16 protein-coding genes are annotated in these 16,320 nt (G+C 67.2%); 15 read left to right on the plus strand and 1 reads right to left on the minus strand.

Annotated features, from left to right (window positions below; translation table 11 throughout):
- Positions 1-174: 174 nt before the first annotated feature.
- The 14 genes from ACFVWT_RS14085 to ACFVWT_RS14150 all read left to right on the plus strand — a co-directional run bounded on the left by ACFVWT_RS14085 (position 175) and on the right by ACFVWT_RS14150 (position 14,105).
- Entirely contained in the window at positions 175-1,749 is a 1,575-nt protein-coding gene (locus ACFVWT_RS14085; protein WP_390248727.1) for an ABC transporter substrate-binding protein, read from the plus strand.
- Positions 1,750-1,752: 3 nt separating this feature from the next.
- On the plus strand, positions 1,753-2,688 hold the full coding sequence (locus ACFVWT_RS14090; RefSeq protein ID WP_390248729.1) for an ABC transporter permease: 936 nt from the start codon (positions 1,753-1,755) through the stop codon (positions 2,686-2,688).
- On the plus strand, positions 2,685-3,611 hold the full coding sequence (locus ACFVWT_RS14095) for an ABC transporter permease (protein ID WP_390248731.1): 927 nt from the start codon (positions 2,685-2,687) through the stop codon (positions 3,609-3,611). The genes ACFVWT_RS14090 and ACFVWT_RS14095 overlap by 4 nt, the downstream gene beginning before the upstream one ends.
- A 1-nt stretch (position 3,612) precedes the next feature.
- Positions 3,613-4,545, plus strand: a complete 933-nt coding sequence (locus tag ACFVWT_RS14100) for an ABC transporter ATP-binding protein (protein WP_390248732.1) — start codon at positions 3,613-3,615, stop codon at positions 4,543-4,545.
- Entirely contained in the window at positions 4,542-5,375 is an 834-nt protein-coding gene (locus tag ACFVWT_RS14105) for an ATP-binding cassette domain-containing protein (protein ID WP_390248733.1), read from the plus strand. The genes ACFVWT_RS14100 and ACFVWT_RS14105 overlap by 4 nt, the downstream gene beginning before the upstream one ends.
- 44 nt (positions 5,376-5,419) lie before the next feature.
- Complete coding sequence (locus ACFVWT_RS14110) at positions 5,420-6,409, plus strand: aldo/keto reductase (protein WP_390248735.1); 990 nt, start codon at positions 5,420-5,422, stop codon at positions 6,407-6,409.
- Positions 6,410-6,454: 45 nt separating this feature from the next.
- Positions 6,455-7,246 (plus strand): HpcH/HpaI aldolase/citrate lyase family protein, encoded by a 792-nt coding sequence (locus tag ACFVWT_RS14115; protein ID WP_390248737.1) that lies wholly within the window; start codon positions 6,455-6,457, stop codon positions 7,244-7,246.
- A gap of 5 nt (positions 7,247-7,251) precedes the next feature.
- Complete coding sequence (locus ACFVWT_RS14120) at positions 7,252-8,496, plus strand: exo-alpha-sialidase (RefSeq protein ID WP_390248738.1); 1,245 nt, start codon at positions 7,252-7,254, stop codon at positions 8,494-8,496.
- On the plus strand, positions 8,493-9,167 hold the full coding sequence (locus ACFVWT_RS14125; RefSeq protein WP_390248740.1) for an SDR family NAD(P)-dependent oxidoreductase: 675 nt from the start codon (positions 8,493-8,495) through the stop codon (positions 9,165-9,167). Before ACFVWT_RS14120 ends, ACFVWT_RS14125 begins: the two co-directional genes overlap by 4 nt.
- Positions 9,168-9,389: 222 nt before the next feature.
- Complete coding sequence (locus tag ACFVWT_RS14130; RefSeq protein ID WP_390248742.1) at positions 9,390-9,722, plus strand: hypothetical protein; 333 nt, start codon at positions 9,390-9,392, stop codon at positions 9,720-9,722.
- Between the two features lie 132 nt (positions 9,723-9,854).
- On the plus strand, positions 9,855-10,556 hold the full coding sequence (locus ACFVWT_RS14135; RefSeq protein ID WP_390248744.1) for a hypothetical protein: 702 nt from the start codon (positions 9,855-9,857) through the stop codon (positions 10,554-10,556).
- Positions 10,557-10,684: 128 nt separating this feature from the next.
- Positions 10,685-11,590, plus strand: coding sequence for an alpha/beta fold hydrolase (locus tag ACFVWT_RS14140; RefSeq protein WP_390248746.1), 906 nt, complete (start codon positions 10,685-10,687; stop codon positions 11,588-11,590).
- 124 nt (positions 11,591-11,714) lie between these two features.
- Positions 11,715-12,956, plus strand: coding sequence for a S8 family serine peptidase (locus tag ACFVWT_RS14145; protein WP_390248748.1), 1,242 nt, complete (start codon positions 11,715-11,717; stop codon positions 12,954-12,956).
- A gap of 300 nt (positions 12,957-13,256) precedes the next feature.
- Positions 13,257-14,105: an esterase/lipase family protein gene (locus ACFVWT_RS14150; RefSeq protein WP_390248750.1), complete on the plus strand. Its 849-nt coding sequence runs from the start codon at positions 13,257-13,259 to the stop codon at positions 14,103-14,105.
- A gap of 12 nt (positions 14,106-14,117) precedes the next feature.
- On the opposite strand, the gene ACFVWT_RS14155 is transcribed toward ACFVWT_RS14150, so the two are convergent.
- Positions 14,118-14,870: an alpha/beta fold hydrolase gene (locus ACFVWT_RS14155; protein ID WP_390248752.1), complete on the minus strand. Its 753-nt coding sequence runs from the start codon at positions 14,868-14,870 to the stop codon at positions 14,118-14,120.
- Between the two features lie 219 nt (positions 14,871-15,089).
- On the opposite strand from ACFVWT_RS14155, the gene ACFVWT_RS14160 reads away from it, so the two are divergent.
- The gene (locus tag ACFVWT_RS14160) at positions 15,090-16,301 is read left to right on the plus strand and encodes an FHA domain-containing protein (protein ID WP_390248754.1); all 1,212 of its coding nucleotides are present in this window, start codon (positions 15,090-15,092) and stop codon (positions 16,299-16,301) included.
- Positions 16,302-16,320: the final 19 nt, after the last annotated feature.

Consider the following 16,320-nt stretch of genomic DNA (forward strand, 5'->3'; position numbering starts at 1 on the left):
CGCGCTGGTAGTCGGTTGACCCCCGCCAGGTGCGGGGATGCATTCATTCTGACACGGTTGCGCGAATCGCGCTAGAGGGGTTGCGCAAATTGCGCAGGAGTGGCAAAGTGATGGAGACAACATTCGGCGCAGCCAAACCGGCAGGCCGTCCCCGTTCAAACCGAGAGGTCAACGATGACCGTTCTTCCTCAAGGAAGTGAGATTTCCCGCCGCAGGCTGCTGCAGTTCGGCGCCGCGGCAGGGTTTCTGCTGGGCACAGGAAGCCTCGCCGGCTGCGCCGGCCCCACCGGCCTGCCGGGACCCAGCACCCTGACCCTGGCCCTCAACCGGTCCCTGGTCAGCCTGGACAACAAGCTCAACCAGTTCGACGCCGCCGTCACCGTGCAGCGCTCGGTCCGCCAGGGCCTCACCGCCATCGGCCCCGAAACCAAGCCCATCCTGGTCCTCGCGGACCGCTTCGAGATGACCGGCCCCACCGAGTGGACCGTCCGGCTCCGCGAAGGCGTCCGCTACTCGGACAACAGTCCCGTGAAGATCGAGGACGTGGCCACCGCCCTCAAAATGTACAAGCAGGTGCAGGGCTCCTTCGTGGCCGGCTTCTTCCCCGAATTCCCCGAGGTGGTTCCGGTGGACGAGCGCACCTTCAAGATGGTCACCAAGAAGCCCGTCCCCATCCTGGACTCGCTCATGAGCATGATCCTGATTACCCCGGCCGCGCAGAACAAGCCGGAGGAACTGCAGGAAGGCCTGGGCACCGGCCCCTATGTGGTCACCAAGTACAACCGCGGCGCCGGCACCTACAGCCTGGAACGCAACAAGAACTACTGGGGCCCGGCACCGCAGGTGGACAACGTGGAAGTCCGGTTCCTTCCGGAGGAATCCAGCCGCGTCATCGCCCTGCGCAGCGGCGAGGTGGACATCATCGACTCCATCACGCCCGACTCCCGCGAACAGCTCGCCGGACTTCCCGGCGTCACGCTGCAGGAAGCTTCCAGCCTCCGCCTGAACCAAATCTTCTTCAACTTCCGCAAGCCGGCCGGCCACCCGCTGGCCAACCCCAAGGTGCGCCAGGCCCTGAGCATGGCCATCGACGGCGAAGCGCTGGTGAAGAACGTCCTGGTGGACTCCGTCACCCAGGCTGCCGGCGTCACGCCGTCCAGCCTTACCGGCTACTACAAGACCGGTGAATACGTCTACGATCCCGAGAAGGCCAAGGCAGCCCTCGCCGAGCTCGGAGTCAAGGACCTCACCCTCAAGATCATCTGGGAAACCGGCGAGTTCGCCTCCGATACTTCCGTGATGGAGGCCCTGGTGGAAATGTTCGGCAAGATCGGCGTGAAGGCCGAGCTGCAGCAGTTCGAACCCGGCGGCAACATCCTGGCCTGGCGCCAAGGCAAGCAAGGGGACTGGGACCTGCTGGGCAACGGCTACCCCAGCCCCACCGGCCTGGCCATCACCATGCTCCAAGGCATGTACTCCGGCACACCGGAAAAGGAAAAGACCCGCGACACCTACCAGGGCTACGTGATCCCCGAGGTCACCGCCAAGATCCAGGCCGCCTCCGCCGAAGCGGACCCGGCCCGCCGGACCGAACTGCTGAACGACGCCCAGCAGGCAGTCTGGGACACCTGGCCGTGCGCCTGGGCGTTCGTGCCCAAATCCGTCCTCGCCCACCGGAAGCGGGTGTCCGGAATCAACCTGGCGCCCACCAATTCCTACCCGCTCGTTGATGTCCGGCTGGAGGCTTAAGCCATGACGAACTACATCCTGAAGCGCCTGGGACAGGGCCTGCTGACCGTGTTCCTCACCGTGTCCACCGTCTTTGTCCTCATCCGCCTGGCACCGGGCGACCCCGCCGTGTCCTACGCCGGGCCGCTGGCCACCACCGAGCAGCTCGCCAAGGTGCGCGAACAGTTCGGCCTGGACAAGCCGGTGCTGGAGCAGTACTGGATCTTCCTGCAGCAGCTGTTCAGCGGCAACCTGGGCCAGTCCTACTCCTTCCAGGCCCCCGCCATGCAGGTGGTGGCCGAGCGGATGCCCTACACGCTGACCCTGGCGACCGCGTCCATCCTGCTCACCGCCGTCGTCGCCATCCCGCTGGGTGTGTGGATGTCCCGCCGGCCGGACACCGGCAAGGAACTCGGCGTGAACGTGCTGACCATCGCCGGGCAGTCCATGCCCGACTTCTGGACCGGCATCATGCTCCTCACCGGCTTCGCCGTGCTGATTCCGATCTTCCCGGCCTCCGGCTTTGCCACCTGGGGCGGGCTGGTGCTCCCCACCATCACCATCGCCATCCTGCAGATCGCCCTGATCTCCCGGATGGTCCGCCGCGAAATGACCGCCAACTTCGCCGCCCCGTACCTCACCGTGGCCCGCTCCCGCGGCGTCAAGAACTCGGTGCTCACGTGGCGCTACGCCATGGCCAACTCCGCCATCCCGGTGTTCACCGCCCTGGGCACCCGCTTCGCCGCCATGCTCAACGGCGTGGTGGTGGTGGAAGTGGTGTTCGCCTGGCCCGGCGTCGGCTCCCTGATTGTGCGGGCCCTCGAAACCCGCGACTACCCCCTCATCCAGGCAACGGTCCTCCTCACCGCGCTGCTGGCGGTGGGTGTCCAGCTGGTCATCGACCTCGCCTATCCGCTCCTTGATCCCCGCGTTCGTCTTGGAAAGGCGGCAACAGCATGAGCCTCGACACCGCAACCCCCACAGCGGCCGGTCAACCGGCCCGGCAGCCCAGCCCCAGCGCCGTCACCAAGGCGGACATCGCCAAGGCAGGCGCCACCCGCCGTCGTAATGCCGCCAAATGGAAGCTGATCGTGGGCACCGTCTGCACCCTGCTGGTGATCATCCCGATCATCCTGGCCCAGGTGCTGCCGCTGCCGGACGCCAACTTCCAGGACCTCGCCGCCCGCCGCCTGCCGCCGTTCACGGACGGGCACCTGTTCGGCACCGACCAGCTGGGCCGCGACCTGCTCTCCCGGGTGCTGCACGGCGGCCAGGTCTCGCTGACCATCGGCGTGCTGGCCGTGCTGGTCTCCGGCGCCATCGGCATCATCCTCGGCGCGGCCGCCGGCTACTTCGGCGGCTGGGTGGACACCATCGTCTCCCGCCTCCTCGAAGCCCAGATGTCCCTGCCGCTGCTCATGATGCTGCTGCTGGTGGTGGCCCTGTTCGGCCCCTCCATCCCGGTGATCACCTTCGTGATCGCCATCGCCCAATGGCCCGAAGTGGCCCGCCTCACCCGCTCCATGGTGCTGGTGGAACGCGAAAAGCCCTACGTCTCCGCCGCCCGCATCCTGGGCCTGCACCGGATCCAGATCCTGGTCCAGCACATCATCCCCAACGTGATCAAGCAGGCCACCCTGGTGGTCCTGCTCCTGCTGGCCCAGGCCGTGCTGCTCGAATCCGCGCTGAGCTTCCTGGGTGCCGGCCCGCAGCGCCCCTTCGCCACCTGGGGCCGCATCATCTCCGACGGCCAGGACTACATCACCACCTCCTGGTGGATGGTCACCCTGCCCGGCCTGGTGATCGTGCTCATGGTGGTGGGCGTGAACCTGCTGGGCGACGGCCTCCGCGACCGTCCCCGCCGCAAGAAGAAGGGTGCCTGACATGACCGCACAAACTCCCGCTTCCGCCGCCTCTGCCGGCGGCCGCCGGGCTGCCGGCCAGGCTGCCGAGCAGCCCAAATTCACCGAGCAGCCGCTCCTGGAGGTCCGCGACTTCCAGGTGGAACTGATCACTGACGCCGGCATCATCCGCGCCGTGGACTCCGTCAGCTTCAGCATCCACCGGGGCGAGACGGTCACCATCATCGGTGAGTCCGGTTCCGGTAAATCGACGACGGCGATGGGCATCCTCCGCCTGCTGCCCGAGGACCTGGCGGTGCTGTCCGGCACCGTGCTGATCGACGGCGTCGACGTCACCGCGGACCCCAAGGCCATCGACAAGGTGCGCGGCAAGACCCTGGCGCTGATCCCGCAGGACCCCATGACGGCGCTCAGCCCGGTCCACTCGATCGGCAGCCAGCTCTTCGAGGCCATCCGGATCGCCGGCGCCGCCTCGGCCAAGGACAAGGGCGCCCTGCAGGCCCGGGCCGTCCGGCTCCTGGAGCAGGTGCACATCCCCACCCCGGAAAAGCAGCTGAAGAAGTACCCGCACCAGCTCTCCGGCGGCATGCTGCAGCGCGTGCTGATCGCCATCGCCCTGGCGAGCGAGCCGCAGCTGCTGGTGGCGGACGAGCCGACGTCGGCCCTGGACGTCACCGTGCAGGGCGGCATCCTGGACCTGCTCCTGGAACTGCAGGAGCAGCGCGGCATCGGCATCCTGATGATCACGCATGACCTCGGCGTGGCCCGGCTCATCTCGGACCGCATCCACGTGATGAAGGACGGCCGGTTCGTGGAATCCGGGGACGTCCAGCAGATCGTGGACCACCCCGCCACCGAGTACACCCGGGCGCTGCTGGCCGCCGTGCCCGTCCTGGGACCCTGGGACGAAACCCCCGCAGCCACACCCCTGACCACAACTGGAGCAAAGCCATGACGAAGCCGTTCCTCGCCGTCGAAAACCTCGTGGTGGACTACCACGTACCGGGCGGCACCTTCCGGGCCGTCGACGACGTGTCCTTCTCCGTGGACAAAGGCAAGACGATCGCCGTCGTGGGTGAATCCGGCTGCGGAAAGTCCACCATCGCCAAGGCCCTGATGCGGCTGGTGACCCCCACCAGCGGGTACATCGAGCTGGACGGCACGGACATCGCCTCCATGAGCGAGGCGAAGCTGCGGCCGCTGCGTTCCAAGTTCCAGATGGTGTTCCAGGACCCGTACGGTTCCTTGGACCCGCACATGACGGCGCAGGAAATCGTGGCCGAGCCGCTGAAGCTGCAGGGCGTCCGGTCCAAGGCGGAGCGGCACAAGGCGGCCGCCACGCTGATCGACCAGGTGGGCCTGCCCGTCAAGTCTCTGGACAAGCACCCGTCCGAGTTCTCCGGCGGCCAGCGCCAGCGGATCGGGATCGCCCGGGCGCTCGCGTCCAAGCCCGAACTGCTGGTCTGCGACGAAGCCACCAGCGCGCTGGACGTGTCCGTGCAGGCGCAGGTGCTGCGGCTGCTCAAATCCATCCAGGACGAAACGGGAATCACCTACGTATTCATCTCGCACAACCTGGGCGTGGTGCAGGAAATCAGCGATAGCGTCATGGTGATGCAGCGCGGCAAGCTGGTTGAATACGGCTCCACCGCGTCCGTCCTGACCGCCCCCAAGGAGGACTACACCCGCAAGCTCCGCCGCGCCGCGCTGGACCCCTCCACCATGACGGGCCTCAAGCCGCGGCACCTGGTCCGCTCCCTGGCGCTCGCCAACCAGACGAGCTAGCCCTTCTGTACTTTCTGACAAACGCAACCGCAAGGAATCAACGCATGAGCAAGCAGCCCGAAGGCGCCCAGGTGGACGGCCTGAAACTTCCCATCTCCCGGCTGGTCCTGGGGACCATGACGTTCGGCGACACTGTCGATGAGGCCACCGCGGGGCGGATGGTGGAGGAAGCGCTCGACGCCGGCATCACCACCATCGACACCGCCAACGCTTACGTCGGGGGAACCACCGAGGAGATGCTCTCCCGCCTCCTCAAGGGGCGGCGCGGCGACGTCATCCTCGCCTCCAAGGCCGGTATGCCGCACCCGGACCACGGCGAGCACTCGCCGCTGTCCCCGGCCGGGCTGCGCAACAGCGTGGAAGGCAGCCTCCGCCGGCTCGGAGTGGACAGCATCGACCTGTTCTACCTGCACCAGCCGGACCGCCTCACACCCCTGCAGGACACGCTGGCCACGGTGGCCGAGCTGTTTGGCGAGGGCAAGATCGGCGCGCTGGGTGTCTCCAACTTCGCCGCCTGGCAGATCGCCGACGTCATCCACACCGCGCGTGAAGTGGGCGCGCCGCGGCCCGTCGTCGCGCAGCAGCTGTACAACCTGGTGGCGCGCCGGGTGGAGGAGGAATACCTCGAATTCGCCGCCACCCACAACGTCCACACCATGGTCTACAACCCGCTGGGCGGCGGGCTGCTCACCGGCAAGCACAGCTTCGACGCCAAGCCCACCGAGGGCCGCTACGGCGACTCCAAGCTGGCTGCCATGTACACCCAGCGCTACTGGGACCGGCAGCTGTTCGACGCCATCGAGGAACTCGCGCGCATCGCCGACGGTGCCGGCATCACGCTGGCTGAGCTGTCCTTGCGCTGGCTCGCCTACCGGGACGGCGTGGGCTCCATGCTGCTGGGCGGCTCCAAGGTGGAACAGCTCCACGCCAACATCGCCGCCGTGGCCAACGGGCCGCTGCCGGCCGACGTCGTGGACGCCTGCGACGCCGTGGGCACCGGACTCCGCGGCCCGATGCCCGCCTACAACCGCTGACGCTTACTTGCTTCCTGAACCGATCACCGAAACTGAAGGACTCTGATGACATCCGAACTGGCCCTCGAATTCGCCCGCAAGATCCGCGCCCGGGAACAGGCCGTGGGCTACTGGGCGGTGCTGGACGCGCCCGTGGCCACCGAACGCATCGGCCGGCTGGGCTATGACTACGTTGCCCTGGACGCGCAGCACGGGCTGCTCGGCTACTCAGGCGTGCTGAACGGGCTGATGGCCATCGACGCCGGGCACACCGCCGCCGGCATGGTCCGGGTGGAGGACAACAACCTGACCGCCATCGGCAAGGCGCTGGACGCCGGCGCCGTCGGCGTCATCGTTCCGCTGGTCAACACGGCCGCGGACGCCGCCGCCGCGGTGGCCGCCGCCAAGTACCCGCCCATGGGCGGCCGCTCCTACGGGCCGATGCGCTCGGCACTGCGGATCGGGCCGAAGCCGGCGGACTCCAACGCCGCCACCCTGGTGTTCGCCATGATCGAGACGCCGGACGGCCTGGCCAACGTCAAGGAAATCTGTGCCACCCCCGGCCTGGACGGCATCTACGTGGGACCGTCGGACCTGGCCATCGCCGTGGGCGGAGCCTTCCCGGGGGATCCGGCCATCGAGACCGAATTCAACGTCGCGCTGGAGACCATCGCCGAGGCCGCAGCCTCCGCGGGCATCGCCGCCGGCATCCACACGGCTGCCGGGGAGGTGGCGGCACTCCGGCTGCGCCAGGGCTACACCTTTACCACCGTCGCCTCGGACCTCACGCACCTGGAACAGATCGCCAAGGCCCACCTCGACGCCGCCCGCTCCGATGCCGGAACCAAGGAAAGCTGATCCCGATGCAGAACACCACCACCGACGACTACAGCACCATCACCCCGGACGGGACCGTAAAGCGGGCGGACGGCGCGGACTTCGCCTACCTCCCGGCGCCCACCGTGCAGAGCCACGCGGCCAACCTGCTCACCCTGCCGGACGGCCGGCTGGGCTGTGTCTGGTTCGGCGGCACCCAGGAAGGCGTGCCGGACATCTCCATCTGGTTCTCCACGCTGGAGCCCGGCAGCAGCCAGTGGTCCGCACCGCAGCAACTCTCCGACGATTCCACCCGCTCCGAGCAGAACCCCATCCTCTTTATAGCGCCAAATGGCGCGCTGTGGCTCCTGTACACCGCGCAGAAGGCGGGCAACCAGGACACCGCCGAGGTCCGCCGTCGTACGTCAACGGACAGCGGCCGCACCTGGGGCGAGGTGGAAACGCTGTTCCCCGCGAACGAAACCGGCGGCGTGTTTGTCCGCCAGCTCCCGGTGGTGCTGCCGTCCGGCCGCCTCATCGTCCCGATCTTCCGGTGCATCACCACGCCGGGGGAGAAATGGGTGGGGAACAGCGACGACAGCGCCGTGATGATCTCCGACGACGCCGGCGCCACCTGGGCCGAGCACGTGCTGCCGGGGAGCCTGGGCTGCGTCCACATGAACATCCAGCCGGTGGCCGACGGAACCCTGCTGGCCCTGTTCCGCAGCCGCTGGGCGGACTCGATCTACGAATCCCGCTCCACCGACGACGGCTCCACCTGGAGCGAGCCGGTTCCCACCGAGTTGCCCAACAACAACTCCTCCATCCAGTTCACGGCGCTCGCCGACGGCCGCCTGGCCCTGGTGTACAACCACAGCCGGGCGGAGGAAAACACCGAGCGCCGGCTGTCCCTCTACGACGAGATCGACGACGACGGCCTGGCCGAGGAGCAGGGCCAGCTGGCCGAGCCGGATGCTGCAGCTTTCTCCGGGGACGACGGCGTCAAGCGCGCCTTCTGGGGGACCCCGCGCTCGCCGATGACCCTGGCCATCTCCGAGGATTCCGGCCGTTCGTGGCCGATCCGCCGGAACCTGGACGTGGGGGACGGGTACTGCCTGTCCAACAACTCCCGCGACGGGCTCAACCGTGAATACTCCTACCCGACCATCCACCAGGGCCCGGACGGTTCCCTGAACATCGCGTACACGTACTTCCGGCAGGCCATCAAGTTCGTCCGGGTGGACCCGCAGTGGGCGTACGAAGGCACCACCACTCCTGGCGGGGACGAATGACGAAGCACGCAGTCGTCACCGGCACCAGCTCGGGAATCGGCAAGGCGATCGCCTCGCGGCTGCTGGCCGACGGGTGGAAGGTGACCGGGCTGAGCCGCAGCGAGTCTTCCCTGGGGGAGGGCTTCGAGTGGCTGCAGGCCGACCTCTCGGAACCGGAATCCCTGCCCGGTGCGCTGGCCGGGCTGCCCCCGGCTGATGCCCTGGTGCATGCCGCCGGATTCCAGCGGACCGCTCCCTTGGGGGAGCTGGACCCGTCGGCCCTTTCGGGCATGTTCACCGTTCACGTGGCCGCCGCCAGTGTCCTGGCCAACGCTTTGGTGCCGTCCATGCCCGACGGCGGCCGCATCGTTTTGCTGGGCAGCCGCACCTCCACCGGGATGCCGGGCAAGAGTCATTACGCTGCGACCAAAGCTGCGCTGATGGGGCTGGGCCGGACGTGGGCGCAGGAACTCGCGCCGCGGGGGATTACCGTGAACGTGCTCTCCCCGGGCCCGACCGACACCCCGATGCTGAACGACCCCGGCCGGGCCGCCACCCCGGTGAAGCTGCCGGCGCTGGGTGCCCTGGTGGACCCGGACGACGTCGCCGCGCTTGCCGCCTTCCTGCTGGGACCGCACGGGAAGTCCATCACCGGCCAGAACTACGTGATCTGTGGAGGGGCGTCGCTGTAACCCTCTCCAACGCTCTCTCAGTTCTTTCCCCTTTTCGACGGACGCTCTCTCACTTTTGGCACCCTTTCCCCCGGACGCTCTCTCACTTCCGGGGCCGAAACGGGAAACCCTCTCTCGCGCGGTGCCGCGGAATCAGCGGGCATCGGGGACCATCGGCTCTACGTTCATAAAGTCCGAGCGAGGAGACTCATGGCAGGAAGAGTGGCGGGGAGGTGATCGGCGGTGGCGCAATGGGACCTGGGAATTGCAGGTTTGGCACTGCTTGCGGTCATGGCGCTGGCCTTCGGCGTTGTGGCGCACCTGATCGTCGGGCGAGGCATTACGCGCTGGCTGTGGCTCTACTCGGCCGCTGCCTATTTCCTTGCGGGGATACTGGTCAGCGAGGTCTGGTTCGGCTGGGCGACGGAAGAGGAACTGCAGCCGAACATTGACGGGCTGTCCTTTGACGAAGTGCAACTGGTGACTCTCGCCGGCCTTCTTGCAGCCCTCACCGCGAGGTACGTACTCCGGAGGAAGGGGCGGCCCGGGGGACCATCGCGGACACGGGCAAGCTGAACCGATAGTGCCGCTTCCGGCCGGCCCGGAGTTTGCCTCGACGCCGGACTTAAGTCCCTGTTCCGGAGGAACCTTCAGGCGTACGTTGAAGCAGGGCTCCGAAAATGCTGGGCCCGCACTCAAGGGGGCATCATGACCAGGCCCAGGCTTACGGCAGTCAGCGTTCTCGGGGTCTGTGCCCTGTTCGGGCTCTCGGGCTGCTTCGGCCCGCCGGCTCCGGCGCCCACGAGCACGTCCGCCGCCGCGACTACGACGCCGCCGACGACGTCGTCGCCCACGAGTAGCTCCGCCGCGCCGACCACGACCGCAAGCCCGTCCGCGACCACCCCGTCGGTCACCCCGACCCCTACAGCGACTACCCCGCCGTCGTCCGCTCCTGCGAGCCCGACGGCGACGGCGGAACCTACCTCCACCGGGCTCCCGGAGCAGGTGGCCCCGCTGACCATCTACTACGTCGCCGTCGGCGACGCCGGTGTCTCCGGGCCGTTGATCGGCTGCGGTGACAGCCTCGTCGCTACCACGACGGCCCCGGTCCGCTTCACGGACCAGGTGGGCCCCAGCGTCGGGACGCTACTCGCGAACAAGAGCCGCGACGTCGGACTGTCGGGGCTCGTGAACGTCCTGTACCAGTCGAACCTCAGCTACGTCGGCGGGGAGTTGGACGGCAGCACGATCACGATCTACCTCACCGGGCAGTTCATGCTGGGTGGTGTGTGCGACATCCCGCGCGCCAAAGCGCAGCTGGAGTACACAGCCATGACTGCGGCCGGGGCCACGAGCGCCCGGGTGTTCGTCAACGGCCGCCCGATCGACGAGGTGCTCAGCCTCAAGTAGTGCCCGGAACGGCGCCCGGCCATCGAGCAGCGGACGCTGCACATCGTCGTCGTACGTGCCCTCAAGAAACAGCACCAGTTCGACGTGGAGCCCTTGGGTGCCCGGTACAGACGGAGTATTTTGAGTGCATGGAAAGGCCAGGCGGCGTCGTTGCCGGAATTGCCATGCCGCACCTTGCGGGCGTGACCCACCGATGGATAGATGTGCGTGGGTTACGGATGCACGTAGCGGAGGCGGGGCGGGGGCAGCCGCTTCTCCTGCTCCATGGATTCCCGCAGAACTGGTGGGAGTGGCATGGCGTCATCCCGCATCTGGCCGAGCACTACCGGGTAATCGCCGTGGACCAACGGGGCTTCGGCTGGACCGACGCCCCCACAAAAGGCTACGACGCCCGCACCCTTGTCGATGACATCGTCCAGCTCATGGCCACACTGGATATCACGCGGGCGCGGTTCCTGACCCACGACTGGGGCGCCATCATTGGCCAGCAACTGGCCATGAACCGGCCCGACCTGGTGGAGGCTCTCGTTGTCACGGGCGCCCCTGATGTGCACATCAGGCCAAACGCCCGGCTGCTGGGACTCTTCCCCAAGTTGTGGCACGCCTTCGCGATCGCGGCTCCGGGGATCGGTCCGCGCGTGCAGCAAAACGAGAAAGTTGTGCGGCACCTCTTCACGGCATTCGAGCCTGCTGGCGGAGTCAAGGAGGAGGACATCCAGCTCTACTACGCGGCAATGGCCCAGCGCGAGAGGGCCTTGGCGGGCTCGGCCCTATATCGTGCCACGATCCTCCCGGCGTTCATGGCTATTATCTTCGGCACCTACGCCAGACGCGATTTTGCCGTGCGGACCCTCGTCCTTACCGGAGCCATGGAACCATCCGGGACCCTGCAGGGGATGGGCCATCGCCCCGGACGCGGCGGTAATGTGACCACGGAGATTTTGCCCGGTGAGGGGCATTTCCTTGCTGACCACCGGCCTGAACTCGTGGCCGACAGGGCCCTGCGGTTCTTCGCTCAGGAGCCGGACCATTGAACCACCGGGTCTCGGCAGGCTCAACCACCGGCTCAGGTGCGGAGCCGTCGTCGAACGGAAGACCCATGTGTTGTCTCGCCCTCTGCCTCTATCTAGCTGCTGAAGTTTGCCGCAAGATAACTGAATGAAAAAGATCTTTGTAGCCGGTTTAGCAGCGGTAGCCATGGGCCTCGGCGGAATTGCCGCAGCAGTTCCAAGTAGCGCGGCGGCCCAGTCGTCACCCGTCACGGGACAGATCATGGTCAAATTCCGCGACCCCGGTGCGGCGGCCGGCGTGCTGCGCGGGCACGGCCTCAGCGAAGGCCCGGGCATCGGCAGCACCGGCGCCCAGCTCATCAACGTACCGGCCGGCAAAGAGCTTCAACTCATTGACGCCCTGAGCCGGAACCCGGCAGTGGAGTACGCCGAGCCGGACGAGTTGGTCACCGCCGCAACGTCGGACGAGTATTTCCCCCGCCAGTACGCCCTGCAAAACAACGGTCAGTCATTCACCAACACCGCCGGCACCCTGTCCGTCGCCGGAGGGAAAGCGGACGCCGACGTCGACGCCGTGGAAGCCTGGAACGTCACCACCGGTAGCGGCATAAGAGTTGCCGTTCTCGATTCAGGCGTCGCAAGCGACAACCCGGACATCAACCCGAAGGTTGTTGCACGCGCCAACTACAGCGGTGCGGCCACCAACGAAGACAATTACGGCCACGGAACCCACGTCGCCGGCATCGTTGCCGCCACCGCCAACAACACGATGGGTGTAGCCGGGGTGTGCCCGGGTTGCACGATCCTGGCCGGCAAAGTGCTCAACGACAGCGGCGTCGGATCCAGCTCAGGCCTCGCGAACGGCATCAACTGGGCCGTCAGCAACGGTGCGAAGGTCATTAACATGAGCATCGGAGTGCGGGCGTCGCGCACACTCGAAACTGCCGTCAATAACGCCTGGAATCAGGGCGTGGTGCTGGTTGCGGCAGCAGGCAACGGCGGTAATCAGACCAAGATCTACCCGGGCGCATACCCCAATGTCATTGCCGTCGCCGCAACCGACAACACCGACGCCAAGGCATCCTTCTCCACCTACGGGGCCAGCTGGGTGGACGTCGCAGCGCCCGGAGTCAATGTGTATTCGACGTTCCCGAACCACAGCTTCGTCCTCGGGACGCAGAACAACCGCTCATTCGGTTACGACGTCGGCAACGGCACCTCAATGTCCTCACCCATCGTCGCTGCCACAGCCGCGCTTGCCTGGAGTTCACATCCCGGCGCCACGCAACAATCCGTCCGCGCAAATGTGGAATCCACCGCCGACAAGATTTCCGGCACCGGCACGTACTGGGCTTATGGCCGCGTGAACGCGGACAGGGCCGTCCGGTAGGCCTGCCGACCGGCCGGTCGCTCCGGTCATGAACGTTTGTGCACATGCTTCGGACTCACCTCTCTGGAAGCTAACGCCCGGGCAAATAGCTACTGGCTAGTAATAACGCGGCGACTGAGGACATTTCGCCTCGACGCAGGGGATGCCGGCGGGCAGCCATTCCTACTGCACATCCGTGCAGTCAAGGCTGAACGGATGTGTCGGCTGCCTACATTTGAGTACCGGCCAAGGTTTGGTTGTCACGAAAAAACACCACCCGCGGCCGGTCCAACCCCCTGACACACAAACAACGAGGTTTCTATGTCACCGCTCTCCAAAACTCTGTCCATCGCCGCAGCCGCCGTCCTGGCCGGGTCCCTGGCCGTTGCCCCCGCCCAGGCGGGCACCCTCGACATCGCGCCGCCGGGCGCCAACGACTGGTCCTGCAAACCAACCGCCGAGCATCCGTATCCGGTCATTCTGGTGCCCGGGACCTTCGAGAGCATGGCGAAGAACTGGTCCACGCTGTCGCCCTACCTCAAGAGCGCCGGGTACTGCGTCTTCGCCCTGAATTACGGCGAGACGAACGGCGTGTATGCCACTGCGCCGGTGGCTGACTCGGCGCAGGAACTTGCACCGTTCGTGGACGCGGTACGCGCTGCCACCGGCGCCAAGCAAGTGGACCTGGTGGGCCACAGCCAGGGCGGCATGATGCCCCGCTACTACATGGGCTTCCTGGGCGGAGCCAAGTACGTCCACCAGCTCGTTGGCATCGCGCCCTCCAACCATGGCACGGAAGGTGTGATCCTCCCGCCGCCGGACGTTGTCGCTGATCCGGACTACACCGCCCTGGGCTGTGCCGCCTGCGCCGACCAGCAGGCGGGCTCGGCGTTCATGCAGAAGCTCAACTCCATCGGCGACACCGTGGCAGGACCGTCCTACACCGTCATCTCCACGGTCTACGACGAAGTGGTCATTCCCTACAACAGCCAGTTCCTTGCCGGCGCGGCACGGCAGGTCACCAACATCACCATCCAGGACAAGTGCCCGGCCGACCTCTTCGAACACGACCAGACGCCGAACGACCCCGTGGTGCACCAGATCGTGGCCCACGCACTGAGCCAGGCGTCCGGCCCCGCTGATCCGGCCTACCAGCCCAGCTGCATCTAGCTCGCGGGCGGATCAATCCCGCGCCCAGTGTTCGCGCAGCAGCCCGGCAACCCGCTCCGGCTCCACCCGGTGCGGCGGATCGAAGTGATGGCGGTCCGGGAACACCTCGAGGCGGAAGTCCGGAAAGACCCTCCCGAGGCGCTTCGCGTTGTCGCCAAAATCGTCCGGGCTGCTTAACCCGCCAAGGACGAACAGCACAGGCTTCGTGAAGGCAGCCAGCCGTTCGCGGTCCAGATCGTAAGTGTTAAAGGTCTGCAGGAACGCCCGGATCCCCGCCGGCCGCTTGGCCATCCACGGCGGCGGGGGACCCGGCGGCGGAGGCGGAAGGACGACGTCGGGCCTCACCTGCAGCCGCATGAAGGTGCCCATGAAATCCTCCTGCGGCAGCCCGCCCAGCTGAGCGTACTGCTTCCAGAGTTCGGCGTGGGCCGGGCTCCAGTCCCAACTGCCGGCCCAGGCCGGCTCCAGCAGGGCAAGGCTCTGCAGGCGCTCCGGGTGCCGGGCGGTGGCGGCCAGGGCAGCTGCGCCTCCGCCCGAGTACCCCACGAGGTGGAACGTCTCCCAGCCGCGGGCGTCCGCTTCGCGGACCACGCCGTCGGCCTCCGTATCCAGGCTCCAGCCGGGCGGGGGCACGTTGCCCGCGTAGAGTTCCAGGTCCTTGGCAACGGCTTCGACCCCTGGTCCCAGCGCCTCGATGAGCGCACCGTAGGCAGGCTGGGCCGGGAGCACGCTTCCGGGAAGAAGGATGACCCGAGTTGGTCCCATGGCAGGATGCTACGCCCGGGCGGCCAAACGGGCTACCTTCTGCACCAGCGTCCGCGCCCCGGCCGGGGCCCGGACAAAAGACCCCGGGCGGCCCTTTTTCACATTCCTTGTCAGCCACTCCGGCCGGGAGGAGACTTGCTACATGTCATGCGTCAGCGGCGGATGACGGTGTCTTTCCTGCGGGGGCCGTGGTGCCCTCCTGGCTGGTCGGGGTAAGTCGTGGACGGACCTGGGTTGCGGAGCGCGTTCGTCGTCGTCAACGGGGAGGCGGCGGGCACCCGGATAGTGATCCCGCACGGCAAAACGACCATCGGCAGCGACGAAGGCTCCCGGCTGCGCCTCCCCGTTTCCGGCGTGAGCCGCCGGCACGCCCTGCTGACCTCGGTTGACGGCCGGACCATCCTCGACGACCAAAATTCGCGCAACGGCACCTGGGTCAACGGCCAGGCCATCACCTCGCCTACCGAGCTCACCGACGGCGATGAGGTCCAGGTGGGGCAGGTCAGGCTTCGCTTTGTTGAAGTGACGTACGACGGCGGCAGCGCACCGCCGCCCGCGGGCGGCGGATTGGACGGACTTCCGGCCGCTCCGGCGGCTGCCAGGAAAAAGGGGCTGGGTGCGGCGCTGCTTTTCGCGGCCGCGATCAATGTGGTGGGGCTGATCGGCAACAGCCTGACCGCGTTCCTGACCGAGCTGACGCCCACTTGGACGTGGTTCGTCACCCCCGCGATGGGCCTAGCTGTTGCCCTGGGCGGCGAGGCGCTGGATTACCTCAAAGGAAAGCCGGCGCCGAAGCCGCCGCCGCGGCGGTATCGCCCGTCCAGCCTCGGACAGCCGGCAAGGCCCGCGCGCCCGGTGCGGCCCGGGCACCCGGATACGCACGCGACCACGTACCCTTCACGCCCCGTCAAGGCTGCGCCACGGTCACGTCCGGTCATCGCCACGGTGCTGGTGACGTTGCTCCTGCTCGGCGGTGGCGGGTGGCTGCTGGCCGCCGGGGCGAGTTACGCCGTCGGCTATTTTTCGGGGAACGAGGAAGGCACCCAACGGCTCGCGCGCCAGGTGGCGACGGAAACACAGGGCGTCACGGTGACCGTCCTCGGCATCCAGAGCACCGCACATTTCACCCGGGTGGAGATCCATGTGCGGAACGGCACCGGGAGCTCCATGTCACTGCCCGTCTTCCACAACGCCGTTCTCACCGGCCCGGACGGCACGACGTTCGACGCTGATTCCTTCCGCAGCAGCTGGCAGCCCGACATACCGCCCGGGGGCCAGCGCAAGGGGACCATCAACTTCGAGAACCAGCTGCCCGAATCCGGTGGCACGGTGTCCCTCAGCTTCGTCACGGTGTTCATGCAGGGGTTCGATGGGCCGCGGTCCATCACCGTGCCGGACATCCCGCTGATGCCCGTGGTAACTCCGCTCTGAAAACCCGTGTACAGTAGAG

Source organism: Arthrobacter sp. NPDC058288, assembly GCF_042880995.1.
GTDB lineage: Bacteria > Actinomycetota > Actinomycetes > Actinomycetales > Micrococcaceae > Arthrobacter.

Excerpts from the sequence above, each read along its gene's own strand:
- ACFVWT_RS14125 (WP_390248740.1), top strand. The coding sequence starts at position 8,493 with ATGACGAAGCACGCAGTCGTCACCGGCACCAGCTCGGGAATCGGCAAG.
- ACFVWT_RS14145 (WP_390248748.1), top strand. The coding sequence starts at position 11,715 with ATGAAAAAGATCTTTGTAGCCGGTTTAGCAGCGGTAGCCATGGGCCTC.
- ACFVWT_RS14140 (WP_390248746.1), top strand. The coding sequence starts at position 10,685 with ATGGAAAGGCCAGGCGGCGTCGTTGCCGGAATTGCCATGCCGCACCTT.
- ACFVWT_RS14155 (WP_390248752.1), bottom strand. The coding sequence starts at position 14,870 with ATGGGACCAACTCGGGTCATCCTTCTTCCCGGAAGCGTGCTCCCGGCC.
- ACFVWT_RS14095 (WP_390248731.1), top strand. The coding sequence starts at position 2,685 with ATGAGCCTCGACACCGCAACCCCCACAGCGGCCGGTCAACCGGCCCGG.
- ACFVWT_RS14115 (WP_390248737.1), top strand. The coding sequence starts at position 6,455 with ATGACATCCGAACTGGCCCTCGAATTCGCCCGCAAGATCCGCGCCCGG.
- ACFVWT_RS14085 (WP_390248727.1), top strand. The coding sequence starts at position 175 with ATGACCGTTCTTCCTCAAGGAAGTGAGATTTCCCGCCGCAGGCTGCTG.
- ACFVWT_RS14110 (WP_390248735.1), top strand. The coding sequence starts at position 5,420 with ATGAGCAAGCAGCCCGAAGGCGCCCAGGTGGACGGCCTGAAACTTCCC.
- ACFVWT_RS14090 (WP_390248729.1), top strand. The coding sequence starts at position 1,753 with ATGACGAACTACATCCTGAAGCGCCTGGGACAGGGCCTGCTGACCGTG.
- ACFVWT_RS14135 (WP_390248744.1), top strand. The coding sequence starts at position 9,855 with ATGACCAGGCCCAGGCTTACGGCAGTCAGCGTTCTCGGGGTCTGTGCC.
- ACFVWT_RS14100 (WP_390248732.1), top strand. The coding sequence starts at position 3,613 with ATGACCGCACAAACTCCCGCTTCCGCCGCCTCTGCCGGCGGCCGCCGG.
- ACFVWT_RS14105 (WP_390248733.1), top strand. The coding sequence starts at position 4,542 with ATGACGAAGCCGTTCCTCGCCGTCGAAAACCTCGTGGTGGACTACCAC.
- ACFVWT_RS14150 (WP_390248750.1), top strand. The coding sequence starts at position 13,257 with ATGTCACCGCTCTCCAAAACTCTGTCCATCGCCGCAGCCGCCGTCCTG.
- ACFVWT_RS14120 (WP_390248738.1), top strand. The coding sequence starts at position 7,252 with ATGCAGAACACCACCACCGACGACTACAGCACCATCACCCCGGACGGG.